This window comes from Flavobacterium chungangensis (assembly GCF_042654045.1).
Classification (GTDB): domain Bacteria; phylum Bacteroidota; class Bacteroidia; order Flavobacteriales; family Flavobacteriaceae; genus Flavobacterium; species Flavobacterium chungangensis.
In genome coordinates, this window is the sequence record NZ_JBHSFY010000001.1 from 102,694 (window position 1) to 126,792 (window position 24,099).

Below are 24,099 nucleotides of genomic sequence, written 5' to 3' on the forward strand. Positions count from 1 at the left end.
CGCCAATTCAAAAAAACGTTGCGAACCTTTGCGCTTTTTTCTTTGCGCTCTTTGCGGTTAAATCCAAATGTCAACAAATAAATAGTTTTTGTTAAAAAAGTATTAAGTGAATAACGAAATATCTTCTATATTCGTAAAACTGTATTTTTAGAATTCATTCACTAACAAGATCTCAAAGCAGTTTTATGAGCAAAACTTCTACTAAGGGCATTTGGAAAGTAATTTCAGCCTCTTCTATGGGCACCATGATCGAGTGGTACGATTTTTACATTTTTGGCAGTCTGGCTGTCGTTATTTCAACTAAATTTTTTCCAAACGACAATCCAACCGCAGCGTTTTTATCCACTTTGGCCACATTTGCCGCAGGATTTGTAGTTCGACCTTTTGGAGCTTTATTCTTTGGGAGACTTGGCGATATTATTGGGCGTAAATACACTTTCATGGCTACCTTATTATTAATGGGTGGTTCTACTTTTCTAATTGGCTGTATCCCGAGTTATGAAACGATTGGTTTTCTCGCTCCTTTATTAGTTCTGATTTTACGCCTACTGCAAGGCCTTGCTCTTGGAGGTGAATATGGCGGAGCCGCTACGTATGTTGCCGAACACGCACCTGCTGGAGAAAAAGGATATTGGACTTCTTGGATTCAGACCACTGCGACTGTTGGTTTATTTATTTCTCTAATGGTTATTCTAGCTACTAAAAGCGTGCTTTCTGCCGAAGCATTTGATTTATGGGGATGGCGCGTTCCTTTTTGGGTTTCGATTGTGATGGTTGGAGTTTCGTATTTAATTCGAAAAAACATGGACGAATCTCCAGTTTTCGCGAAAGCTAAAAAAGAAGGAACCACAAGTACAAATCCGTTAAAGGAGAGTTTTGGAAACCGATACAACTTAAAATTTATTCTTTTGGCTTTGTTCGGAGCTACAATGGGGCAAGGTGTTGTTTGGTATACAGGTCAATTCTATGCGATGAGCTTTATGAAAACGGTAATGAATGTTGATTCTTCTCAAGTTGATGAATTATTAGGAATTGCTCTTTTAATTGGAACTCCATTTTTTATTGTTTTTGGATGGCTGAGCGACAAAATTGGACGCAAATACATTATGATGTTCGGAATGCTATTGGCAATTTTATCCTACAGACCTATTTATAAAGCCATGTACAACACGACAGACATTAACCAAAAAACAGAAATCGCAGAAAATCCTAGAGAAACGACCGAAAAGAAAGCTGATGGAAGTTCTGTTACAACCATTCAAAAAAAATATACAGATGGTACAACCGTAATCGAGAAAAAAACGTACATGGAGAAAAAAGATGTGCAAACAAGTGTCTCAATTCAAATAACTCCTAATGATAAATGGACTTTAATTTTTCTGGTTTTTATTCAAGTATTATTTGTGACCATGGTTTATGGTCCGATTGCGGCATTTTTAGTGGAGATGTTTCCAACCAAAATTAGATATACTTCTATGTCACTGCCTTATCATGTCGGAAATGGAATTTTTGGAGGATTGCTCCCTGCTATCTCTACTTACTTTGTATCACACGCCAAAACAGCAGGCAAAGCCGATTTTTATCTGGACGGATTATGGTATCCTATAATTATTGCTGGAATCTGCTTTGTTATTGGAATGATTTATATTGACAACAAAAACAAAATTACTCACCTTTAAAATTTACAAAAAAAATGAATGCGATTAAACAAGTTTTAGGGGCGTTATGGATTGCTTTGGCCGCAGCTGCTGCCTATTTTTGCGTGTTTGAATTTGGTTTGCCTAAACTTCTTTCAGACCAACAAGACGATTTAGTATTTGGTGTAATAATCTTATTTATACTTACTCCGCTAATCGTTATGGGATTAGGAACATTTGGATATTATTCTTTAATTGGAGAATATAACGACACTAAAAGAAAAACAAATAAATAATTATAGCTAAACCACAAAAAAAATATCTGCTTATTCAATTACTTCAAAAGATATAAAAACATCAAAATAAAACATTTGCATTAAAAAACTACTTAACAAAAAAAAGGCTGTCCATTTCTAGACAGCCCTTTTTCATTACTAACCAAACCTAATTTTTAATAAACTTCACAACGCGAACCTTATTATATTCGTCAAACGTTTTTACTAGATATAATCCAGAGGCTAAACTGCTTACAGAGAATTGATAATCTGTATTTCCGTTTGTATTAAATGTTTTTACTAATTGTCCTGTAACAGAATAGATCTCTACTTTTGAAGTTTTGAAACCTAAAGTAAAATAATCGGCAACAGGATTTGGATATAAATTAACTTGGCTTCCTTTTTCGAAATCTTCAATTGCCAAATTTGCTGTTTTATTACCATAAATTCTATACTCTCCAGCTGGTAAATTAATTGGAGCATTTACATCGGTAACATTTATTGTCGTGTTATCCATCAAATTATACCAAGTTCCTGCATATGGAAAACCAGTTGAAATATTTTGTGCCGAGGTATCGAAATTAGCTAGAATCAAGACATCTTTTAACTGTGCTGAAGTAAGATTTACATTCGTAATTTTTACATTTAAAGTTAATGTATTGGCGTCTGGAATTATGGCTGTACCTAAAAACACTGGCTCCGTCTTTTTAAGCGTAATCATTTTTGCCCAATCATTATAAATCTTATTGCGATTTGAATTTCCTAGCCAATTGTTTACCCATTGAGGCTGTGGCTTTGTATCTAATTTACAATCTCCGCCTACCGCATCAAAATCTGAATTTACAGAATCATCATTACAGGTAAAAATAGACTTCTCCCAGCCCAGTTCACCAAAATGCCAAATCATTTTTGGTCCTGGAATTAATAAAGAAACGGCTCCAATGGCAGACATTCTTGACAAAGCTGTATTTAATGTTTTTACATTGTAAGATCCATTTACAGCTCCGTATTGTACATTTTTATACATTAAACGTTCTTCGTCATGGCTTTCTGCATAACCCATTAAACGACTTGCCACAAAACCTCGGCTTGAACTTGTCATTCTCGAAATATTACTTTCAGAAGCATATCCCATTGACAATTGATTGTACTCTTTTGTCATTTTTCCCCACATCATAATTCCTTTGCTTGGCGTTTCAGAAATTTTATAATCTGCCCATTGTTTTTCTTCGGTATCACTTCCTAAATGCTCAAAAATGGTATAATGAGTTGGATCTAAACTCCAAGAATAATCGGCATATTTTTTTAAAATATCTACTCTGTCTTGCTGATAACCATCAGTACAGGCATTATCTGAAGCCGTACAAGCTTGAGTAAATCCTTTGGTTAAATCCCATCGAAATCCATCAATTTTATACTCTTCAATCCATTGTTTGATTACTCTTTCTACATAATATTGCGTTTTATCCGACTGATGATTAAAGTCCTCTCCTACACTATAAGTATGTTTTGCCACGGTATTAAAATATGGATTTTCTGCTGTTGGCGATCCAAAACCATCTCCGTCAGGATCATTCATCCACATTCTCACCATCGGATTCCTTCCAAAAGCATGATTTAAGGCAACGTCCAAAATTACTGCGATCTCATTTTGATGACACAAATCAATAAACTCTTTTAGCTTATCAGAAGTTCCATAAAACTTGTCTAAAGCCATATGAAAAGAAGTATTGTAACCCCAGCTTTCATTGCCTTCAAACTCCATTACAGGCATTAGCTGAATGGCATTTATTTTAAGATTTTTAAAATAATCTATCTTATCTATTAAACTTTGAAAATTGCGAGAAGCATCAAAATCACGCACCAAAACTTCGTAAACAACCAATTTTTCTTTTTCTGGTTTTACAAAGTTTGTAACCTGCCAGTTGTATGGAGTCTGTCCTGTTTTAAGAACGGTAACTTCAAATTGTTGGCCTATTGGGTACACTGGTAAATTTGGATAGGAAGATGCTGGAATCCAAGGATCATCATAAGGAGACAAAACCAAAGTTGAGTAAGGATCTGCTGTTTTTACTAAAGATGGAGAATTAGCCAGCGGCGAAGCATCTACAACCCAATATTGAAAAGTATTATTTACACCTGAAACCAATCCAGTCAATTCCAACCAAAATTTTCCCGAAATAGGGTCTTTTTTCATGGCATACGCCGATGTAGGCTGCCAGTTATTAAAACTTCCGGCAACGTAAACAAAATCTTTTGATGGTGCATCAAGAACTAATGTTGCTTTTGAAACATCACTAGAATAATTAATTCCATCAACCAATCCTGTTGGCATTGCTTCAGAAACTGTATTCGGATTTACAACAACCGAAAACTTCTTTATTATGGTAACTCCTGCTTGAGTCACACTCAATTCATACATCTGATTGCTTGTAACATTTGTATGAGAATAAGAATAGTTTGCTGTACTTGCATTAGCATTTATAACTACTCCATTTGCTTTTAAAGAATAACTTGCTGCTCCATTTGTATTTGTTGCAACAATATTAAAATTTGATCCAGATGCTATAATTAAAGCACTATTTTCGATTGGCGAAGTTAAATTTACCTGAAAAGCTCCTACTTCAACAACAGTATCTTGAGATTGTTTTGATCCAGATCCATCTTTTGCTTTAACCAAAAAACCTATTCTGCCTATTCCGTTTCTGCCAAAATATACAGAGGGTATAAATGTTTTGGTATACGTATCGGTTCCTGCATTGTATGTAAATCTGCTTGCTTCGTTTGAAGCAGTCCAAGATCCGTTTGAAGGAGAATCTGCTTGATTTGCATCATTTACATCATAAGACCATGACCAAAGATATAAGGCATTGTCTGTAATTCCCCAAATGTCTTCATTAAAACTTGTTCCTGCAATTGAAATAGTTATAGAAGTGGTATCTTCAAAAGTGGGTGGATTTATTGAAAAACTAACCGTTTGCTGTTGGGCAAAAGCAGTTAGTGCCATCAATAAAAATATTGATAGTAAAGTTTTTTTCATAATCAGTGTGGTTATTTGATTAGTAAGTTTGATTAAAAAAGGGCTATCTGAGATAGCCCTTTTTCAGTTATTAACTGAAGTTTTATTGATTTGGAATCATCAAATAACTTCCGTCTAAATCATTGAAGTAAATTACATATTTAGATTTTGCTACTGGTATGTTTTCACCGTTTCCTCCACCTGAAAAGGCAGTAGTTCCTCCCCATGAAACATCCCAAGCGTCATTTGCTCTAAACTTCATTCCTCCATCATTTAGAGGAGTTACACCTAAAGTCCAAACATGCGCATTAAAAGTTGATTTTACCATTGGCGTTGATGCATCCCATCCTTTAGCAGTTGCATCTCCAATAATACCTACAGTGCTATATGTTGCTGCTATCGCTCCTGCTGCATAAGCTTTTAAAGTATATTGCAACGATGTCGTATTGAATTCAAAAGTATAATACCCATCCGCCGGAATAGTAAATTCGCCTGCATTATCTTTAATCTCAATTGAAGTATCACTAGCTTTACCTAATTGAGAAGCCCAGCTTCCTTTTTCAGAAATTAGCTTAAAGTTCCCTGCTTTAAAATATCCTACAAACTTATATTTATTGGCTTCTTTACCATCTCTAAACATTGGCTGATGGTTAGTATCAACATTATTATCCCATCCGCCAGCTACAGCTGCTCCAATAAGATACCAATCTGTGAAATCATAAGTAACTCTTCCTAAATACGGAGTAACACTAATTGTAATTGAGTTTTTTCCAACTTGAGAGAAAGAACCTGCCACATTAGCAGTAATTTTAACATCATACTGAGCAGCTTCTTCCGGTTTTCCTCCTAAATCAATTGCTGCTTGATTTAATTCTTTACCTAGTACAGAAACCTCAGTAAGACTGTTTGTAGTACTCTGCAATGTTTTTGCAGCAGTAAAATCTCCGCCTTTCTTATCAATAAGCAAAGTATACTTTATTGCTACAGTTGAAGAATATTGCGCAGCCGACCAAGTAAATTTAGCTACTTCGTCTGATGCTTTTTCAACATCAAGAACATAATTCTGACCTGTTGTTGGCGCTGTAATTTCTGGAGCTGCAACACTATTAAGCACTGGTCTTTCGTCTACAGAGTCCGCATTACACGACACCAATAGCACACCAATAAATGCGATTAAAATTTTATATATATTTTTCATTTTACAGTTCTATTAGATATTAGTACCCAGGATTTTGTTTCAATGTAGGGTTCGCCTGAATTGTCTTAGAAGGAATCGGCATTAAATCTCTATATGAATCTGTTGCCATACCGCCCATTGCTCCGCCTTTCCATTGCCAAATTTTACTTCCGCCTGTAAATTTTCCAAAACGAATCAAATCTGTTCTTCTGTGACATTCCCAATATAACTCTCTTCCTCTTTCCGCTAGAATAAAATCAAGTGTCAAATCTCCAGCAGTAATCGTTGAAGCGTTTGCTCTTGTTCTAATTTGATTGACATAACCAACAGCAGTTCCTAAATTACCTGTTGAAGCACCTCTTACAGTCGCTTCTGCATACATTAAGTAAGCATCAGAAATTCTGAACACAGGGAAATCTGTATCTGGAATATCCGTTCTCTGTGCTGCTGTACCATTTGATTTTACATTGGAATATTTTGTGATTGCATAACCATCTGTAAAAGTTGAAATGTTTGTTATATCCAATGCTTGTCCAGGAGTATAAGCAGATAATCGCTTATCTGCCCAAACTTGTTGTTTACCTAAAGATACTGGAGCATTAGTGAACGTTGTAGGAGCAGCAACTTCAACACCATTTAAAGTAATTTTACCAGTTCCAAAATTAAATACATAAGTATTATTTGCATTATAACCAGTTTGCGTTTCATTTCGGTCACTTGAATCAAATGCTTGACCATCTTTGTTAACCAAAATACCTGTATTACTTGCTAAATTTTTGTTTTTTGTCTGATAAAAATCAAATGAACTAGTTGGATTACCGAAATTATCGACGAATTCTTTACGAGTTCTAGTACCGAACCACCCCCCGTCCATTCCTCTTGAAGCAGCATCTATACTTCCTCCAATAGCAGCGTGAATAATAAAACTCATTCCTCCACCAGTTGCTCTAATTGCATTTCCATCACTTATGATTGGGAAAATAAATTCGTTTTGAGCACCATTTGTATTGTTATCTGCAGAGAATAGGTAAGCATAAGGAACGTTTGCAAATGTATATCCTGAATTAATGATTTCAGAACATAAAGTTGCTACGTCATTGTTTCTTTCTGTTCCTGTATATACCTTAGAGTTCAAATAAATTTGAGCTAATAAAAATTTAGCTGCTACTTTATCAACTCTACCGTATTCATTTGATCTAGCATTTGCTAAACTATTATCTAAATCTTTTAATTCAGACTCTACAAAAGCAAAAACTTCTGCTCTTGATTTTTGTACTGGATAAAAGAATCCAACAGGATCTGCTTCTGTCGTAATTGGCACATTACCAAACAAATCCATTAAGTTTACATAAGAATAAGCTCTTAAGAAACGAGCTTCTGCTCTAAAAGTTGCAATTTCAGCTTTTAGACTTGCATCAACACCTCTTGCTTGTAGTTTATCATCTGTAGTTTGTCTTAAAAATTCATTTGCCAAACTGATATGGTAAGATGCTCTAGAATAAGTTCCGTATAAAAATTCATTTACAGGAGACCATGTTTGTGTGTTTAATGTTGGCAAAGCACCATCAGCCCAAGCAATAACAGCCTCATCTGTAGGTAATTCTTGCGTTACAAAAAGTAAACGCAAGTAACTGCTGAAATCCCCGCTAAGACCAGCAATATCTGCTTGTCCATCACCATCATTTCCTCCTACATAAAGTCCAGCGTATAATTTTGCTAAAACCTGCTTGTAAGATGCTGGATCTTCAAAAAAAGTTTCCGATAAAAATTCATCATCATCTTTTGGTGTCACGTTTAAATCGTCAGTACACGAAGTAAGCGTCATACTTATTCCTAAAATAAATAGGAAGAAATAAGATATATATTTAAATGATATTTTCATTTTGTATGTTTTAAAATTTTGTTTTTCAATGTACTATTAGAAACTTGCATTTACTCCAAACAAGAATGTTCTTGCTCTTGGATAAACGTTACCATCGATTCCGTTGAATTTCTCCGGATCTAATCCATCATATTTTGTAAGTACAAAAACATTTTGAACACCTGCTGAGAATCTTAAAGAAGCCGCTTTCAATAAAGCTTTATCCAAAGTATAACCAACTGTTACGTTATCTAATTTGATGAAAGAAGCATCTTTTACATAGTAATTAGATAAATAACGCTGAGTTCCATTATCTTCATAAGTAAATCCAGTATTTAAATAATCTGAACTTACGTTTGATAAGTCTGTTTGTCTTCTTAAACCTGCATCTGAATATCCCATGTTAGAATTTACGTTATCAAAAATGTAATTTCCTAAACTTGCTCTCCAGTTCATTGTAAAATCAAACTTTTTGTAGTTTAAAGTTGAGAATAAACCGAAAGTATAATCTGCTGTTGGTTTTTTATATTTGTAACGGTCATTACCATCAATTTTACCATCTCCATTTCTGTCAACATAAGCTCCAGCGATAGGTTTTTTGTTTGCATCATACAATTGCTCGTATACGAAGAATGAATTTGGAGCAGATCCAACTGTATTAATTAAAACTTTATTTCCGTTTCCTCCTTTAATATTATCTCCTACTTCATAACCTTGGAAACCTTCAACAGTCTGACCTAAACTTTCAATTTTTTGGTCTAAATAAGTAGCATTAACCGCTACGTTCCAAGTTAAATTATCTTTTTTGATGATATCTGACTGAAGGCTGAATTCAACCCCTTTAGTTCTTAAATCACCAATATTATTAAATCCTTGGTTTCTTAAGTTAGCACCATCTGGCACTAATACATCAGCTAATAAGTCAGATGATTTTTTATCAAAATAGTTAATAGATCCCGTAATTCTATCTTTTAAGAATCCAAAATCAACTCCGATATTCATCTCAGCCAATTCTTCCCATTTGATATTCTGGTTATATCCTTCTGGTCTAGCTGTTCTGTAAACAACACCATTAAATATATATTGGGTATTAACAGTACCAAGTGTAACTCTTCTTAAATAGTCATACTGAGCAGAAATATCTTGCTGACCTGTAGTACCGTAACCAACTCTTAATTTCAAACTAGAAAGTGTTTCGTTATCTTTTAAGAAAGACTCTTCAGCAATATTCCATGCAAAAGCACCTCCCATAAAATTACCCCATCTATTTTCTTCAGAGAAACGAGAAGTTCCGTCTCTTCTGTAGTTTAAAGTCAATAAATATTTACTGTCCCATCCTAAGTTCACACGTCCAAAATAAGATTGTAAATTGATATCTGGATCAGTAATAACATCTTCATTTCTACTTTCTGCTGGCTGAGTTAGAGCTCCAGATTGGTATTTTTCTTTTTGGAACAACTGATAGTTGTAACCAGCAGTAGCATCCAATTTAAGTTTTCCTAAATTTTTGCTGTAAACAAAATAAGCATTTAAGTTTTTGTTTTGAAGATCATCAGTATACGTATCATAGTTTCCTAAATTCACCCAGTTTCCTGAACTGAATGGATTTGGCTGATATCCTAAAGCACTTTCTGTACTTTGTCTGTTGTATCCGCTACTGTCGAATCTATCGATACCAGCTTCAGCAACAAATCTTAAATCTTCAAAGAAGTGGAATTTATAGTCAAGACTGATGTTACCCCATTTTCTTGTAGATTTAGATCTTTTATCTTCTTGATTTAATCTTGCAAGTGGATTTTTAGCAGGTAATAAAGCTAAGTTTCCGTTTGGTTCTAACCATTCAAAATATCCTCCGTAACGAGAACCCGCTTGGTAAGGAGATTGTGTTGGATCGAAGCTAATTGCAGAACCAATAACTGCATCTTCATCTTGAAATTGATTTTTGCTGAAAGATAAGTTTCCGCTAATATCAATTTTTAAGTGATTATCAAACAATACTGGATTTAACGATATCGATGTCGTTGTTCTTTCAAAAGAAGTGTTTCTTAAGATTCCTGGATTATCAACATTACCAACAGATAAACGCACTGGTAATTTATTGAATAAAGCACCGCTTACAGAGATATTATTATTTGTTGTTAAAGCAGTATGGAAAATTTCATCTTGCCAGTTTGTATTTGCAGTACCCATTAATGCTTTTTGAGCATCAGATCCTTTTGTGTTTACAAAATTTCTGAACTGATCTGCATTTAAAACATCAACTGTATTAGCCACTGTATTGATACCAACTTGAGAGCTGAAGTTCACTTTTACACCACCTTTAGTTCCTTTTTTAGTTGTAATTACGATTACACCATTTGCTGCACGTGAACCATAAATAGCTGCTGCAGAAGCATCTTTAAGAACTGTAAATGACTCAATATCATTTGGGTCAATTGTAGACAATATACTTGTAGCACCACTTGGAACAGCGTTGCTTAAAGGAAGTCCATCTAAAATAATCAATGGATCGTTTGAAGCACTTAATGAAGATCCTCCACGAATTCTAATATCTGCTTTTGCTCCTGGAGCACCTCCTCCAACAACATTTACACCAGCAATACGTCCACCAATCAAAGATTCTGGAGTAACGTTGATACCTTTATTAAATTCTTTGGCAGAAATTTGAGAAACAGATCCTGTTGCGTCTTTTTTCTTAACAGTTCCGTAACCCACTTGCACTACAACTTCTTGTAATTGATTGGTATCTTCTTCTAAAGATACTGGCAAGTTTTTCTGACCATTAAAGACAATAGTCGTTGTTTTGTATCCAATAAATGAAACTAAAATCTTGTCTCCATTTTTTAAATTTGGCAATTGGAATTTACCATCAAAATCTGTAGAGGTACCAGTTGCGGAACCTTGTACATTTACATTTACCCCTGGTATTGGCTGACCTGTGGCATGATCAGTTACTACTCCACTTAAAGTACTCTGAGCTAGTACTGTAAACGGAAGCAGAAGGAATAAAAATAACAACTTTTTGTAAATTGTTTTCATACTTTTTGTTTAAATTAGTTTTGAGTTTTTGACTGTTAGTTAAGTTTTTAATTTTACTTCGAATTCCAAAATTATGAATTTATTAACATGCTCAACCAGAGACAATTTTTATTGCTTTACGAAAACGTGGTAGTGTTGAAAACTTTCTATTTTTTGTAATCTTTTAGCGTTAAAATTGCAAATACCAAAAATATTGCACACCTTTATTATTAATTAGATTTTTTTCAATTAACTCCATGAAACGTAAAATAACCCTCAAACAGATTGCAAAGGAGCTTGACGTGTCTATCTCAACTGTCTCAAAATCACTTAGAAACAGTCTAGAAATTGGCGAAGAAACACGACTAAAAGTGCAGGCTTTTGCGAAGTTTTACAACTACAAACCAAACAATATTGCCCTTAGTTTAAAGAACCGAAAAACCAAGAGTATTGGGATTATTATTCCCGAAATTGTACACTACTTTTTCTCTACTGTGATCAACGGAGTAGAACAGGTTGCAAACGAATACGGATACAGTGTAGTAATCTGTGTATCAGACGATTCTTTTGACAAGGAAGTACTAAATATGGAGATGTTAGCCAACGGAAGTATTGATGGTTTTATCATGTCTCTTTCTAAAGAAACACAATTTAAAGGCGACTTTCATCATATTACCGAAGTGATCAACCAAGGAATGCCTGTAGTAATGTTTGATCGCGTTACAAACGATATATTATGCGATAAAGTAATTATTGATGATAAATCTGCAGCCTATGAAGCAGTTCAAAGTTTAATTGACAATGGCCGCAAGAAGATCGCTCTCGTAACTACAGTCGATTATGTAAGTGTTGGAAAACTGAGAACCGACGGTTACGAAAAAGCATTATTAGACAATGGATTGCCTTTTAATGAAGATTTAATCATAAAAATTGAAGATGTAGAAACTTGCGAAATAACCATTAGTCAGCTTTTACATGAAAGAGCTTTCGATGCCGTTTTTGCCGTAAATGAGCTTTTTGCTGTAACAATTATCAAAACAGCAAATAAAATGGGGCTAAAAGTTCCTGAAGATTTAGCTGTAATTGCATTTACTGACGGAATCATTTCAAAATACTCGACTCCAACAATTACAACCGTTAGTCAAAGCGGAGAAAAAATGGGCAACAAAGCAGCAAAAATGCTTATTGAAAGACTTGAAGCAGAAGAAGATGACGACGAAGAACATACCGAAAATTACACCACAGAAGTTATAGAAACTCATTTAATAAAAAGAGAATCTACTGACTAAAAAACTTAAAATCAACACTTTCTAAAGCCATAAAAAATATTTATGGCTTTTTTATTAGCATAAATAAAAAAATAATTTATAATTTTACGCCCGTCAAGGCTTTTAGTTTTACTTCGAAAAGAACAAAGTTTTGATAAGCAAGGCGCTTATCGTATAATTTTTCAAATTACGATAATGGAAAAGCGTAAATTAAGTTTCTGGGAAATTTGGAACATGAGTTTCGGTTTCTTAGGAATACAATTTGGTTTTGCACTGCAAAACGCAAATACTTCAAGAATTTTTGAAACCCTTGGTGCTAAAATAGATGAAATCCCAATTTTGTGGATTGCTGCGCCTGTTTCAGGTTTAATTATTCAGCCCGTTATTGGTTATTTCAGTGATAGAACTTGGACTCGTTTAGGGAGACGACGCCCCTATTTTTTAATTGGCGCTATTTTGTCATCGATGGCTTTGTTCGTAATGCCCAACTCTCCAACTTTATGGATTGCTGCAGGAACTTTATGGATAATGGATGCTTCGATCAACGTTTCAATGGAACCTTTCCGTGCTTTCGTAGGCGATAATTTACCCGACCATCAGCGTGCCTTGGGCTTTGTTATGCAGAGTTTCTTTATTGGTACCGGTGCCGTTGTTGGTTCTGTTCTGCCCTATCTTTTCACAAATGTTTTTGATGTCAGCAATGTTGCGCCAAAAGGAATTATTCCGGATGCCGTAAAATGGTCATTTTATATTGGTGGAATCGTTTTTCTGCTTTCCGTTTTATGGACCGTTTTTAAATCAACCGAATATACTCCTGAAGAACTTCATGCTTTTGAAGCTAACAGCAAAAAAGACTCAGAAGGCATATCAAATTCTGAAACAGAATCTGGCGTTTCTACAAAAAAACAATTGCTTTTAGGATTATTGTTTGCTGGTATCGGAGCATTAATTTCATTTTTAATTTTCGAAAACAGCCTGGCAAAAGAACTTTACATTCTATTTATTGGTCTAATTTTCATGGGCGTTTTATTTGTAATTGCATCGCAACTACGAACAAAAAAAGTTCAGAATGGTTTTACCATAATCATGACCGATTTATTGAATATGCCAAAAACAATGCAAAAATTAGCTTGGGTTCAATTTTTCTCTTGGTTTGCGCTTTTCTCCATGTGGATTTATACCACTCAAGCAGTCACGCAGCATATTTTTGGAACTACAGACACAACTTCGAAAACCTACAATGATGCCGCCGACTGGGTTTCGGTATTGTTTACAGTTTACAACGGAATTGCCGCTGCAGTTGCCTTTTTACTGCCAATTATTGCAAAAAAAGTAGGCGTTAGAGCAACACACTTATTGGCCTTATGCGCTGGAGGTGTTGGTTTAATTTCAATTTATTTTATTGGTGACAAACAAATGCTTATCCTTCCAATGCTGGGAGTTGGTATTGCATGGGCAAGTATTTTATCAATGCCTTACGCTATGTTGTCTGGTGCTTTGCCAGCTGCAAAAATGGGTTATTATATGGGAGTTTTTAACTTTTTCGTAGTAATTCCGCAAATCGTAGCCGCTACGATATTAGGATTCGTAATCAAACAATTCTTCCATAATGAACCTATTTACGCTCTAATAATAGGAGGTATATCAATGATTTTCGCAGGATTATTGACTCTTAGAGTAAATAGTAAAACTAAAATTGAAATCCATGAATAATAAAAAAGCATTCATCTTCGATCTTGACGGCGTGATCGTTGATACCGCTAAATACCACTTTTTGGCTTGGCAAAAAATTGCTCAGTCGTTAAATATAAATTTTACGCATGAAGACAACGAACTTTTAAAAGGTGTAAGCCGAGTTCGTTCGTTGGATATTATACTTGGATTAGGTAATGTTCAGGCTTCGCAAGAGGACAAAGACAAGTGGTTAATTCAAAAAAACGAAGATTATTTATCTTATTTAGTTGACATGGATGAAAGTGAGGTTCTTCCAGGAGTTTTAAAAATTCTAAAACTATTAAAAGAGAAAAATCAAGGTATTGCATTGGGTTCTGCCAGCAAAAATGCAAGACCAATTTTAGAAAAAACTGGAGTTCTATCTTACTTCGATGTTATTGTTGACGGAAATGACGTTACCAATGCAAAACCAGACCCGGAAGTTTTCTTAAAAGCGGCTCAATTATTACATATTGATCCAAAAAATTCAATCGTATTTGAAGATTCTGTTGCCGGAATTCAGGCAGCAAACATCGCAGAAATGGTAAGTGTTGGAATTGGTGAGGAAACAATTTTACATGAAGCTGATCATATTTTTAAAGATTTTACCCAAATCGAAACAAGCTTTATTAACGATTTAATTAGTCAATAAGAAAATTTGATAATTAGATAATTTCTAAAAATGAGAATTATTTAATGATCAAACCGACAAATTATTTCACTTAAAAAAAACGTAGAACAACCAAGCAGTTCAAAAGGTAAAAAAAGCGTCAAAAAAATAATTATCTAATTATCCAATTGACACATTTTCTAATTCCTCAAATTGCCACATTATCTAATTTAAAAATGAATCAAGATTATATAAAACCAGACAATTGGTCCATAATAGAAGAAGGATTTGATGTCGAAAGAGTAAAATCGTCCGAAAGTCTTTTTAGTATCGGAAACGGTGCTATGGGGCAGCGTGCGAATTTTGAAGAAGCATATTCTGGAGAAACATTCCAGGGAAGTTATATCGCAGGGATTTATTATCCAGATAAAACAAAAGTGGGCTGGTGGAAAAACGGTTATCCGAAATATTTCGCCAAAGTACTAAATGCGCCAAACTGGATTGGAATTGATATTGAAATCAACGAGGAAAACCTTGATTTACACAATTGTACCGAAGTTAAAAATTTCCGTAGAGAATTGAATATGAAAGAAGGATGGTACAATCGTTCTTTTGAAGCTGTTCTTAAAAACGGAACTGAGATTGCGGTAAATATTCGTCGTTTTCTTTCCTTAGATTTAGACGAAGCTGGAGTGATCAAATACGATATTACACCTTTAAATAAAGATGCAAAAATCGTTTACAAACCGTATATCGACGCTGGTGTAACCAATGAAGACGCCAACTGGGAAGAAAAATTCTGGGAACCTTTGGAAGTTAAAAAAGGTACAAATGAAGCTTTTGTAACGGCTCAAACTTTCAAAACGCATTTTAAAGTAACGACTTTTATGCACAATACGATTTTAGCAAATGGAGAAAACATCAATGTTTCGCCATCAACAATCGATTCAACTGTAGATAAAGTTCAGTACACTTATGGTACTATTATCGCAAAAGGACAAACCTCAACAATCCAAAAAATTGGAGGTTATACGGTTTCTTTAAACCACGAAAACACTTTGGCTGGAGCCGAAAAAGTAATCAAATCTGCGGTTGCCTTAGGATATGATACTTTACTTCAAAATCAAATTGAGGCTTGGGCAAAAGTTTGGGAAATGTCAGATATTACCATTGAAGGCGATGTAAAAGCACAACAAGGAATTCGTTTCAACATCTTCCAATTAAACCAAACGTATTCAGGAAAAGATTCTCGTTTAAATATTGGCCCAAAAGGTTTCACAGGAGAAAAATACGGCGGATCTACTTATTGGGACACTGAGGCGTACTGTATTCCGTTTTACATGGCTACAAAAGATCAGCAAGTTGCAAGAAACTTATTGACGTATCGTTACAATCAATTAGACAAAGCGATTGAAAATGCTAAGGATAATTTAGGTTTCAAAAACGGTGCTGCATTGTACCCAATGGTTACCATGAATGGTGAAGAATGCCACAACGAATGGGAAATCACACACGAAGAAATCCACCGAAATGGTGCGATTGCTTTTGCGATTTACAACTATTACCGTTACACGGGAGATTACTCTTATATTCCAGAAAAAGGTTTAGAAGTTTTAATTGGTATTGCGCGTTTCTGGCACCAAAGAGCTTCTTTCTCAAAAGATAAAAATCAATATGTGATTTTAGGAGTTACAGGTCCAAATGAATACGAGAACAACATCAACAATAATTTCTACACCAATTATATCGCAAAATGGTGTATTGATTTTGCTGCTGAACAAATTGAAAAAGTAGCTTCAGAATATACAGCAGATCACAAAAGAGTGATGGAGAAAGTTAATCTTTCATCTGAAGAAATCAAAGAATGGAAAAAAGTAGCAGACGATATGTACTTCCCTATTTCTGAAGAACTTGGAATCTACTTACAGCAAGATGGTTTCTTAGACAAAGATTTAGTTCCAGTAAAAGATTTAGATCGTTCACAACGTCCAATTAACCAAAAATGGTCTTGGGATCGTGTGTTGCGTTCGCCTTATATCAAACAGGCCGATGTTTTACAAGGTTTTTATTTCTTCGAAGATCATTTTTCTAAAGAAGAACTAAAACGCAATTTCGAATTTTATGAGTCGTTTACCGTTCACGAAAGTTCGCTTTCGCCTTGCGTGCACTCGATTCAAGCAGCAGCTTTAGATAAAATGGATATGGCATATACATTTTATTTAAGAACTTCTCGTCTGGATTTGGATGATTATAATAAAGAAGTGGAAGAAGGTTGTCATATCACGTCAATGGCCGGTACATGGATGAGTATCGTGGAAGGCTTTGGAGGAATGCGTGTTAAAAATGACCAGCTTCATTTCTCACCAAAAATTCCAAAAGAATGGAAAGGGTATTCTTTTAAAATTAATTTCAGAAACCAAATTTTAAAAGTAGCTGTAAATCATAACGAAACAACTTTTACTGTAGATAGCGATCAAGATTTAACAATTATCGTTAACGGAAAACCTGAAATTGCAAGTAAATTTGTACAAATAAATTAAATTACAATACACCTAAAAATCTAAAAAACATGAAAAACTTATTTTTCGCAAGTTTAATTTTGTTTGCGTTTAGCACGGTTGCAAAAGCGCAGCAGTTAAAATCACCCGAAGGCAAGTTCGTAATGGAATTTTCTCTTCAAAACGACGGAACTCCAACGTACAATTTAAAATACAAAAACAAAGAAGTTGTAAAAACCAGTAAATTGGGTCTTGAACTTAAAGATGATAAAAAATCTTTATTAAACGACTTTACAATTACTGATACGAAAACTTCAACTTTTGATGAAACTTGGAAACCGGTTTGGGGAGAAGTTGATCACATCAGAAATCATTATAATGAGTTAGCGGTTACTTTAAATCAAAAAGGAACAGACAGACAAATCATAATTCGTTTCCGTTTATTCGAAGATGGACTTGGATTTAGATATGAATTCCCAGCACAAAAGAATCTTACTTATTTTGTAATTAAAGAAGAAAGATCTCAATTTGCTATGACTGGAGATCATACTGCTTTCTGGATTCCAGGAGATTATGATACTCAGGAATACGATTACACAAAATCGAAACTATCTGAAATTAGAGGTTTATCTGAAAAAGCATATACAGCAAACGTTTCACAAAAATCTTTTTCTCCAACAGGAGTTCAGACTTCTTTGATGTTAAAAACTGCTGACGGAATCTACATCAACTTACACGAAGCGGCTTTGATTGATTATTCTTGTATGCACTTGAATTTAGATGATAAAAACATGACTTTTACTTCTTGGTTAACGCCAGATGCAAAAGGAGATAAAGGTCACATGCAGGCACCAAATCATTCACCTTGGAGAACGATTATTGTGAGTGATGATGCTAGAGAAATCTTAGCTTCAAAAATGACTTATAACTTAAACGATCCATCAAAAATTGATAATACTTCTTGGATCAAGCCAGTAAAATACATTGGGGTTTGGTGGGAAATGATTACAGGAAAAAGCTCTTGGTCATACACTAATGATTACCCAACAGTACAATTGGGAGTTACTGATTTCGCGAAAGCAAAACCAAACGGAACACACGGAGCAAACAATGCTAATGTGAAAAAATACATTGATTTTGCTGCACAACACGGTTTCGACGCTGTTTTGGTTGAAGGGTGGAACGAAGGCTGGGAAGACTGGTTTGGACACTCTAAAGATTATGTTTTTGATTTCTTAACACCTTACCCAGATTTCGATGTAAAAGGTCTGCATGAATATGCAAAATCTAAAGGTGTAAAAATCATCATGCACCACGAAACTTCTGGATCTGTTCGTAACTACGAGCGCCACATGGATTCAGCTTACAAATTCATGAATGATAACGGATACGATGCTGTAAAAAGCGGTTACGTAGGTGATATTTTGCCAAGAGGCGAAAACCACTACAGCCAATGGATTGTAAATCACTATCAATATGCAATCGAAAAAGCAGCTGATTATAAAATTATGGTGAATGCCCACGAAGCCGTTCGTCCTACAGGAATTGCAAGAACGTATCCTAACTTAATTGGAAACGAAGCTGCAAGAGGAACAGAATACCAAGCTTTTGGAGGTTCTAAACCAAATCACGTTACCGTTTTACCATTTACACGTTTAATTGGTGGTCCAATGGATTATACTCCTGGAATTTTCGAAATGGATATCAGCAAAATGAATCCTGAGAACAAATCTCATGTAAACAGTACAATTGCAAACCAATTGGCACTATACGTTACGATGTACAGTCCATTACAAATGGCTGCTGATACTCCAGAAAACTACAACCGTTTTCCAGATGCATTCCAATTTATTAAAGATGTAGCTGTAGACTGGTCAGAAAGTAAATATATTGAAGCTGAACCAGGAGATTTCATTACAGTTGCTCGTAAAGCAAAAGGAACAAACAACTGGTTCGTTGGAAACGTAAACGGCGAAACTCCTCGTACTTCAAACATCGATTTCAGTTTCCTTGAAAAAGGAAAAAAATATACAGCTACAATTTATGCTGATGCAAAAGATGCGCATTACAAAACGAATCCGCAAGCTTATACAATCAAGAAAATTGCTGTAACAAACAAATCAAAATTATCTCAGTTTTCTGCTCCTGGTGGAGGTTATGCGATAAGCATTATTGAAAATAAATAATTAATAAACCATATAAGAAATGTAAGTCCATTTAAATAGAAATCTCCCCCAGTTTTTGTCTTAAATGTTCTTACATTTCTTATATGGTTTAAATTCATCTTTACTATGAAAAACCAAAAAACATCACTTATCTATAAATTACTTCTATTGGTTTTGTTGTTTTCCGCTTCCGCGAAAGCGCAAATCCAAAAAGTAGAACCACCATTTTGGTACGCTGGAATGAAAAATTCGGAACTGCAGATTATGTTCTACGGAAAAAACATTGCACAGTATGAAGCTTCGGTTTCGAATAATGTTGTGATTAAAAATGTAGAAAAAACAGAAAATCCAAACTATCTTTTCGTGACAATCGATACAAAAGACGTAAAAGCTTCTGAATTGGTTTTCTCTTTCAAAAACAATAATAAAGTTGCCTTTAAACAAAAATATGCTCTAAAAGAAAGAAGAGCAAATTCGGCAGACAGAAAGAGTTACGATTCCTCGGATTTAATGTACTTAATCATGCCAGATCGTTTTGCTAACGGAAATCCGAAAAACGACAGCGATGTTTCTTTAACTGAAAAAGGAAACCGTCAAGATCCAAGCGGACGTCACGGCGGCGATATCGAAGGAATCATCAAAAACTTAGATTATATTTCGTCTCTTGGCGCAACTACAATCTGGAGCACGCCTTTGTGCGAAGACAACGACAAACAGCATTCGTATCATACGTACGGACAATCGGATGTTTACAAAATCGATCCACGTTACGGAACAAATGACGATTATGCTCGTTTATCAGCAGAAATGCATAAAAAGAACATGAAGTTGGTTATGGATTATGTAACTAATCACTGGGGAATTACGCATTGGATGATGAAAGATATTCCAACCAAAACATGGTTCAATCAATTTGAAACTTTTACACAAACACACCACAGACGCGAAGTAATTACCGATATTCACGCTTCTCAAATAGATCAGGAAGTTTGTGTTGACGGCTGGTTTGTACCTTCAATGCCAGACTTGAATCTTAGAAATCCTTTGGTTGCAAAATATTTAACTCAAAATGCAATCTGGTGGATTGAATTTGCAAATCTTGACGGTTTCCGTGTAGATACTTATAACTATTCAGATAAAACGGCAATGGCCGAATGGGCAAAATCAATCACAAACGAATATCCTAATTTTAATATTGTGGGTGAAATCTGGATGCACAATCAGGCAAATTTAGCTTTTTGGCAGAAAGACAGTAAAATTGGTGCTATTGAAAACTACAATTCGAATCTTCCAAGTGTAATGGATTTTACGCTTCAAAGTCAGATTACATCTGCCTTTAGTGAAGATGAGCCAAACTGGGATAGCGGATTGATTAAATTCTACAACAATTTTGCTATGGATTTTCTATATCCAAATACCAATAACATTTTGGTTTTTGCCGAAAATCATGACACGGATCGTATGAATGAAAAATTCAAATATGATTTACCAAAATACAAACTGGCAATGACTTTATTGGCAACAGTTCGTGGAATTCCGCAAATCTATTACGGTTCAGAAATCGGAATGGGTGGTGATAAGGGCAAAGGCGGAGATGCCGATATTCGTCGAGATTTCCCTGGCGGATGGGCTGGGGACAAAAACAATGCTTTCACCAAAGAAGGAAGAACTCCAGAACAAGCAGCTTACTTTGATTTCAGTGCGAAATTATTCAACTGGAGAAAAACAAACGAAGCGGTTCATTTTGGAAAAATGACGCATTACATTCCAGAAAACAACACGTATGTATATTTCAGATATACTGATAATAAAACGGTTATGGTAGTTTTCAATAACAACGCAAAAGAGCAGGTTGTAAAAACAAATCGTTTTAAAGAAAGCATCAAAAACTTCAAATCTGGTAAAGATGTTATTACAGGAAAAACATTCGATTTAGCCTCTGAAATTACTTTAGAACCTAAATCAGCTTTGGTTTTAGAATTGGAATAAAGCTTAACCGCGAAGTTCGCAAGGACAAGCGCAAAGTTCGCAATATTTTTTGCCACAGTATATATCGTAGAGGCGCAATGCAGTGCGTCTACGCAAAGTTTTTCCGCCACGAATTCACGAATTTTTATTCTCAAAGATTTTAAAAAATAATTCGTGAATTCGTGGCTATTTTTTTCAACACAATCCATCCTAAAATATTCTAAAATAATGAAAAAATACACTTTCCTTTTTTTACCTTTAGTATTCTTAATAATGAGTTGTTCTGGCTCAAAATCAGTTACAATGAATAATACTTCAAAGACACCTTTCGTTTGGGAAGGAGCAAATGTTTATTTTTTACTTACAGATCGTTTTTACAATGGAGACACTTCCAACGATGTCAATTTTAACAGAACCAAAACTCCCGGAAAACTTCGCGGATTTGAAGGCGGTGACATCATCGGAATTACCAAAAAAATAGAATCGGGATATTTTGAAAAATTAGGAATCAATGCCATTTGGCTTACGCCGATTGTAGAACAAATTCATGACGGCGTTGACGAAGGAACTGGATTGAGTTATGGTTTCCACGGTTATTGGGCAAAAGATTGGACGGCTCTAGATCCGAACTTTGGAACAAAAGAAGATTTAGCCAATCTGGTAAAAAAAGCACATGAAAAAGGAATCAGAATAGTTCTAGACGGCGTAATTAATCATACTGGCCCTGTAACTCCCGAAGATCCCGTTTGGCCTTCTGATTGGGTAAGAACTGGCGTAGTATGCGATTATAAATCTTTTGAAAACACTACTATGTGTACTTTGGTTGACAATCTTCCAGATATTAGAACTGAAAGTATACAAGAAGTCAAACTCCCTTCTTTTTTAATAGAAAAATGGAAAAAAGAAGGACGTTATGAAAAAGAAATTGCTTCGTTGGATGAATTCTTCAAAAGAACAGGATATCCAAGAACACCAAAATATTACATCATAAAATGGTTAACCGATTATATTCTAGAATTCGGAATTGACGGCTATCGCGCCGATACTGTAAAACATACCGAAGAAGGAGTTTGGGCAGACTTTAAAAAAGAATGTGATTATGCATTTGAGACTTGGAAAAAACATCATCCTTTGCAGGTTTTAGATCAAAACCCATTTTATACAATTGCCGAGGTTTACGGTTACGGAATCAGCGGTGGGCAAGATTATGATTTTGGAGACCGCAAAATCAATTATTTCCAAAATGGTTTCAACAGCATGATCAACTTTGAATTCAAATGGAATGCTGCACAAAACGATTACGAAGGTTTATTTTCTAAATATTCGAATGCACTTAACAATGATTTAAAAGGATATTCTGTCCTTAATTATATGTCTTCTCACGACGACGGACAGCCTTTTGATGCTAATAGAACTAAAAGCATCGAAACAGCCAATAAACTATTGCTTTCTCCAGGAATGTCTCAGGTTTATTATGGAGACGAATCTGCAAGATCTTTAGTCATTGAAGGAACTCAAGGCGATGCAACATTACGTTCTAATATGAATTGGGAGGATATTCAGAATAATCCTGAAACACAAAAAACACTTTTACATTGGCAGAAATTAGGTCAGTTTAGACGAAATCATCCTGCAGTTGGAGCTGGAGTTCATAAACTAATTAATCCTTATCCTTATACTTTTTCCAGAACATTTACAAAAGGTTCTTTTACAGATAAAGTAGTTATGGGAGTAGATTTACCAAAAGGCAGAAAAGAGCTTCCTGTTGGCGATGTCTTCCCAAACGGAACTAAATTAAAAGATACTTATTCAAATCAAGAAGTCGAAGTAATTGATGGGAAAGTGATTATAGACAATGATTTTGATATTGTTTTATTAGAAGAGATTTAAAAATATTTTTTTTCTCTCGCAGATTTAGGAGATTGAGCAGATAATTTTAATAAAATCTGCCGAATCTGCTAAATCTGCGAGAGACATAATTTATCACAGATTTCAAAATCAATTTAATCCTTATAATCTGTGGCTAACTTTTTTTATAATATTTGATCCCGATAGCTATCGGGATTGCGTAAAACTTTGCGACCTTTGCGGTTAGAAAAAAACACTGCAAAATGCTCAAAATTGCACATCGAGGCGCCAAAGCCTACGAACCTGAAAATACTTTACAAGCTTTTCAAAAAGCCCTAGACTTAAATTCAGACGGCATTGAACTTGATGTTCATCTAAGTTCAGATGAAAGTATAATCGTAATTCATGACGAAACCATAGACAGAACCACCGATGGAAAAGGTCTTGTAAATGATTTTACTTTAGCAGAATTAAAATCATTTTTAATTGATGGAAAATATCAAATCCCAACTTTAAATGAAGTTTTTGATTTGGTTGACAAAAAAGGTTTGATCAATATCGAATTAAAAGGTTTAAGCACTGCGTCTAAAGTTGTTGCATTAATTGAGAAATATATCTCTGAGAAAAACTGGAATTACAATCAATTTATCATTTCAAGTTTTGATTGGAATATGTTGGAGGAAACCTCAAATCTAAATCCGAATATTCCAATTGGTGTTCTAACAGAAGAAAATATAGATACCGCTTTGGCTTTCGCCGAAAAAATAAATGCAAAAGCCATTCATCCTGATTTTAATTTATTGAATAAAGAAAATGTTCGACAAATTCAGGAAAAAGGATTCTTAGTTTTACCATGGACAGTAAACTCAGAAAAAGACATTCAAAAAGTAAAAAGTTACAACGTAAACGGAATTATCTCTGATAATCCAGACAAAATATAAGTATAGCCACAGATTGCACAGATTAACACAGATTTGTTTGCCACGAATTTCACGAATTGACACAAATTTATCATCCTAAAATAATTCGTGGAAATTAGTGA

The 24,099-nt window shown here is 34.8% G+C and carries 14 protein-coding genes; 10 read left to right on the forward strand and 4 right to left on the reverse strand.

What is annotated here, in order from left to right:
- Positions 1–185: 185 nt before the first annotated feature.
- Positions 186–1,679: an MFS transporter gene (locus tag ACFO3N_RS00445; protein ID WP_379794764.1), complete on the forward strand. Its 1,494-nt coding sequence runs from the start codon at positions 186–188 to the stop codon at positions 1,677–1,679.
- 14 nt (positions 1,680–1,693) lie between these two features.
- Positions 1,694–1,933, forward strand: a complete 240-nt coding sequence (locus ACFO3N_RS00450) for a DUF6814 family protein (RefSeq protein WP_379794765.1) — start codon at positions 1,694–1,696, stop codon at positions 1,931–1,933.
- A gap of 148 nt (positions 1,934–2,081) precedes the next feature.
- Here the strand turns inward: ACFO3N_RS00450 and ACFO3N_RS00455 are convergent, their stop codons facing one another.
- From ACFO3N_RS00455 to ACFO3N_RS00470, 4 genes are all read right to left on the reverse strand, one after another.
- The gene (locus tag ACFO3N_RS00455) at positions 2,082–4,952 is read right to left on the reverse strand and encodes an alpha-amylase family glycosyl hydrolase (RefSeq protein WP_379794767.1); all 2,871 of its coding nucleotides are present in this window, start codon (positions 4,950–4,952) and stop codon (positions 2,082–2,084) included.
- Positions 4,953–5,034: 82 nt separating this feature from the next.
- Positions 5,035–6,129: a SusE domain-containing protein gene (locus tag ACFO3N_RS00460; RefSeq protein WP_379794768.1), complete on the reverse strand. Its 1,095-nt coding sequence runs from the start codon at positions 6,127–6,129 to the stop codon at positions 5,035–5,037.
- A gap of 19 nt (positions 6,130–6,148) precedes the next feature.
- Positions 6,149–7,990, reverse strand: coding sequence for a RagB/SusD family nutrient uptake outer membrane protein (locus ACFO3N_RS00465; protein WP_379794770.1), 1,842 nt, complete (start codon positions 7,988–7,990; stop codon positions 6,149–6,151).
- Positions 7,991–8,026: 36 nt separating this feature from the next.
- A complete protein-coding gene (locus ACFO3N_RS00470) occupies positions 8,027–11,008 on the reverse strand; it encodes a SusC/RagA family TonB-linked outer membrane protein (protein WP_379794772.1) in 2,982 nt (993 codons plus the stop codon).
- Positions 11,009–11,244: 236 nt separating this feature from the next.
- On the opposite strand from ACFO3N_RS00470, the gene ACFO3N_RS00475 reads away from it, so the two are divergent.
- The 8 genes from ACFO3N_RS00475 to ACFO3N_RS00510 all read left to right on the forward strand — a co-directional run bounded on the left by ACFO3N_RS00475 (position 11,245) and on the right by ACFO3N_RS00510 (position 23,998).
- Complete coding sequence (locus ACFO3N_RS00475; RefSeq protein WP_095928151.1) at positions 11,245–12,276, forward strand: LacI family DNA-binding transcriptional regulator; 1,032 nt, start codon at positions 11,245–11,247, stop codon at positions 12,274–12,276.
- Between the two features lie 174 nt (positions 12,277–12,450).
- Positions 12,451–13,968 carry an MFS transporter gene (locus tag ACFO3N_RS00480; RefSeq protein ID WP_095928152.1) on the forward strand — a complete coding sequence of 506 codons (1,518 nt, stop codon included), beginning with the start codon at positions 12,451–12,453 and terminating at the stop codon, positions 13,966–13,968.
- Positions 13,961–14,620, forward strand: coding sequence for a beta-phosphoglucomutase (gene pgmB / locus ACFO3N_RS00485; protein ID WP_250834327.1), 660 nt, complete (start codon positions 13,961–13,963; stop codon positions 14,618–14,620). Before ACFO3N_RS00480 ends, pgmB begins: the two co-directional genes overlap by 8 nt.
- Positions 14,621–14,814: 194 nt before the next feature.
- Positions 14,815–17,118 carry a glycoside hydrolase family 65 protein gene (locus ACFO3N_RS00490; RefSeq protein WP_379794776.1) on the forward strand — a complete coding sequence of 768 codons (2,304 nt, stop codon included), beginning with the start codon at positions 14,815–14,817 and terminating at the stop codon, positions 17,116–17,118.
- A 29-nt stretch (positions 17,119–17,147) separates the two neighbouring features.
- Positions 17,148–19,262: a glycoside hydrolase family 97 protein gene (locus tag ACFO3N_RS00495; protein ID WP_379794778.1), complete on the forward strand. Its 2,115-nt coding sequence runs from the start codon at positions 17,148–17,150 to the stop codon at positions 19,260–19,262.
- Between the two features lie 105 nt (positions 19,263–19,367).
- A complete protein-coding gene (locus ACFO3N_RS00500; RefSeq protein ID WP_379794780.1) occupies positions 19,368–21,230 on the forward strand; it encodes a glycoside hydrolase family 13 protein in 1,863 nt (620 codons plus the stop codon).
- A gap of 207 nt (positions 21,231–21,437) precedes the next feature.
- Positions 21,438–23,099 carry an alpha-amylase family glycosyl hydrolase gene (locus ACFO3N_RS00505; protein WP_379794782.1) on the forward strand — a complete coding sequence of 554 codons (1,662 nt, stop codon included), beginning with the start codon at positions 21,438–21,440 and terminating at the stop codon, positions 23,097–23,099.
- Between the two features lie 221 nt (positions 23,100–23,320).
- Positions 23,321–23,998: a glycerophosphodiester phosphodiesterase gene (locus ACFO3N_RS00510; protein WP_379794784.1), complete on the forward strand. Its 678-nt coding sequence runs from the start codon at positions 23,321–23,323 to the stop codon at positions 23,996–23,998.
- Positions 23,999–24,099: the final 101 nt, after the last annotated feature.

Bases quoted from the DNA above. Each gene is read 5' to 3' on its own strand.
- ACFO3N_RS00445 (WP_379794764.1), top strand. From the start codon at position 186: ATGAGCAAAACTTCTACTAAGGGCATTTGGAAAGTAATTTCAGCCTCT.
- ACFO3N_RS00450 (WP_379794765.1), top strand. From the start codon at position 1,694: ATGAATGCGATTAAACAAGTTTTAGGGGCGTTATGGATTGCTTTGGCC.
- ACFO3N_RS00455 (WP_379794767.1), bottom strand. From the start codon at position 4,952: ATGAAAAAAACTTTACTATCAATATTTTTATTGATGGCACTAACTGCT.
- ACFO3N_RS00460 (WP_379794768.1), bottom strand. From the start codon at position 6,129: ATGAAAAATATATATAAAATTTTAATCGCATTTATTGGTGTGCTATTG.
- ACFO3N_RS00465 (WP_379794770.1), bottom strand. From the start codon at position 7,990: ATGAAAATATCATTTAAATATATATCTTATTTCTTCCTATTTATTTTA.
- ACFO3N_RS00470 (WP_379794772.1), bottom strand. From the start codon at position 11,008: ATGAAAACAATTTACAAAAAGTTGTTATTTTTATTCCTTCTGCTTCCG.
- ACFO3N_RS00475 (WP_095928151.1), top strand. From the start codon at position 11,245: ATGAAACGTAAAATAACCCTCAAACAGATTGCAAAGGAGCTTGACGTG.
- ACFO3N_RS00480 (WP_095928152.1), top strand. From the start codon at position 12,451: ATGGAAAAGCGTAAATTAAGTTTCTGGGAAATTTGGAACATGAGTTTC.
- pgmB (WP_250834327.1), top strand. From the start codon at position 13,961: ATGAATAATAAAAAAGCATTCATCTTCGATCTTGACGGCGTGATCGTT.
- ACFO3N_RS00490 (WP_379794776.1), top strand. From the start codon at position 14,815: ATGAATCAAGATTATATAAAACCAGACAATTGGTCCATAATAGAAGAA.
- ACFO3N_RS00495 (WP_379794778.1), top strand. From the start codon at position 17,148: ATGAAAAACTTATTTTTCGCAAGTTTAATTTTGTTTGCGTTTAGCACG.
- ACFO3N_RS00500 (WP_379794780.1), top strand. From the start codon at position 19,368: ATGAAAAACCAAAAAACATCACTTATCTATAAATTACTTCTATTGGTT.
- ACFO3N_RS00505 (WP_379794782.1), top strand. From the start codon at position 21,438: ATGAAAAAATACACTTTCCTTTTTTTACCTTTAGTATTCTTAATAATG.
- ACFO3N_RS00510 (WP_379794784.1), top strand. From the start codon at position 23,321: ATGCTCAAAATTGCACATCGAGGCGCCAAAGCCTACGAACCTGAAAAT.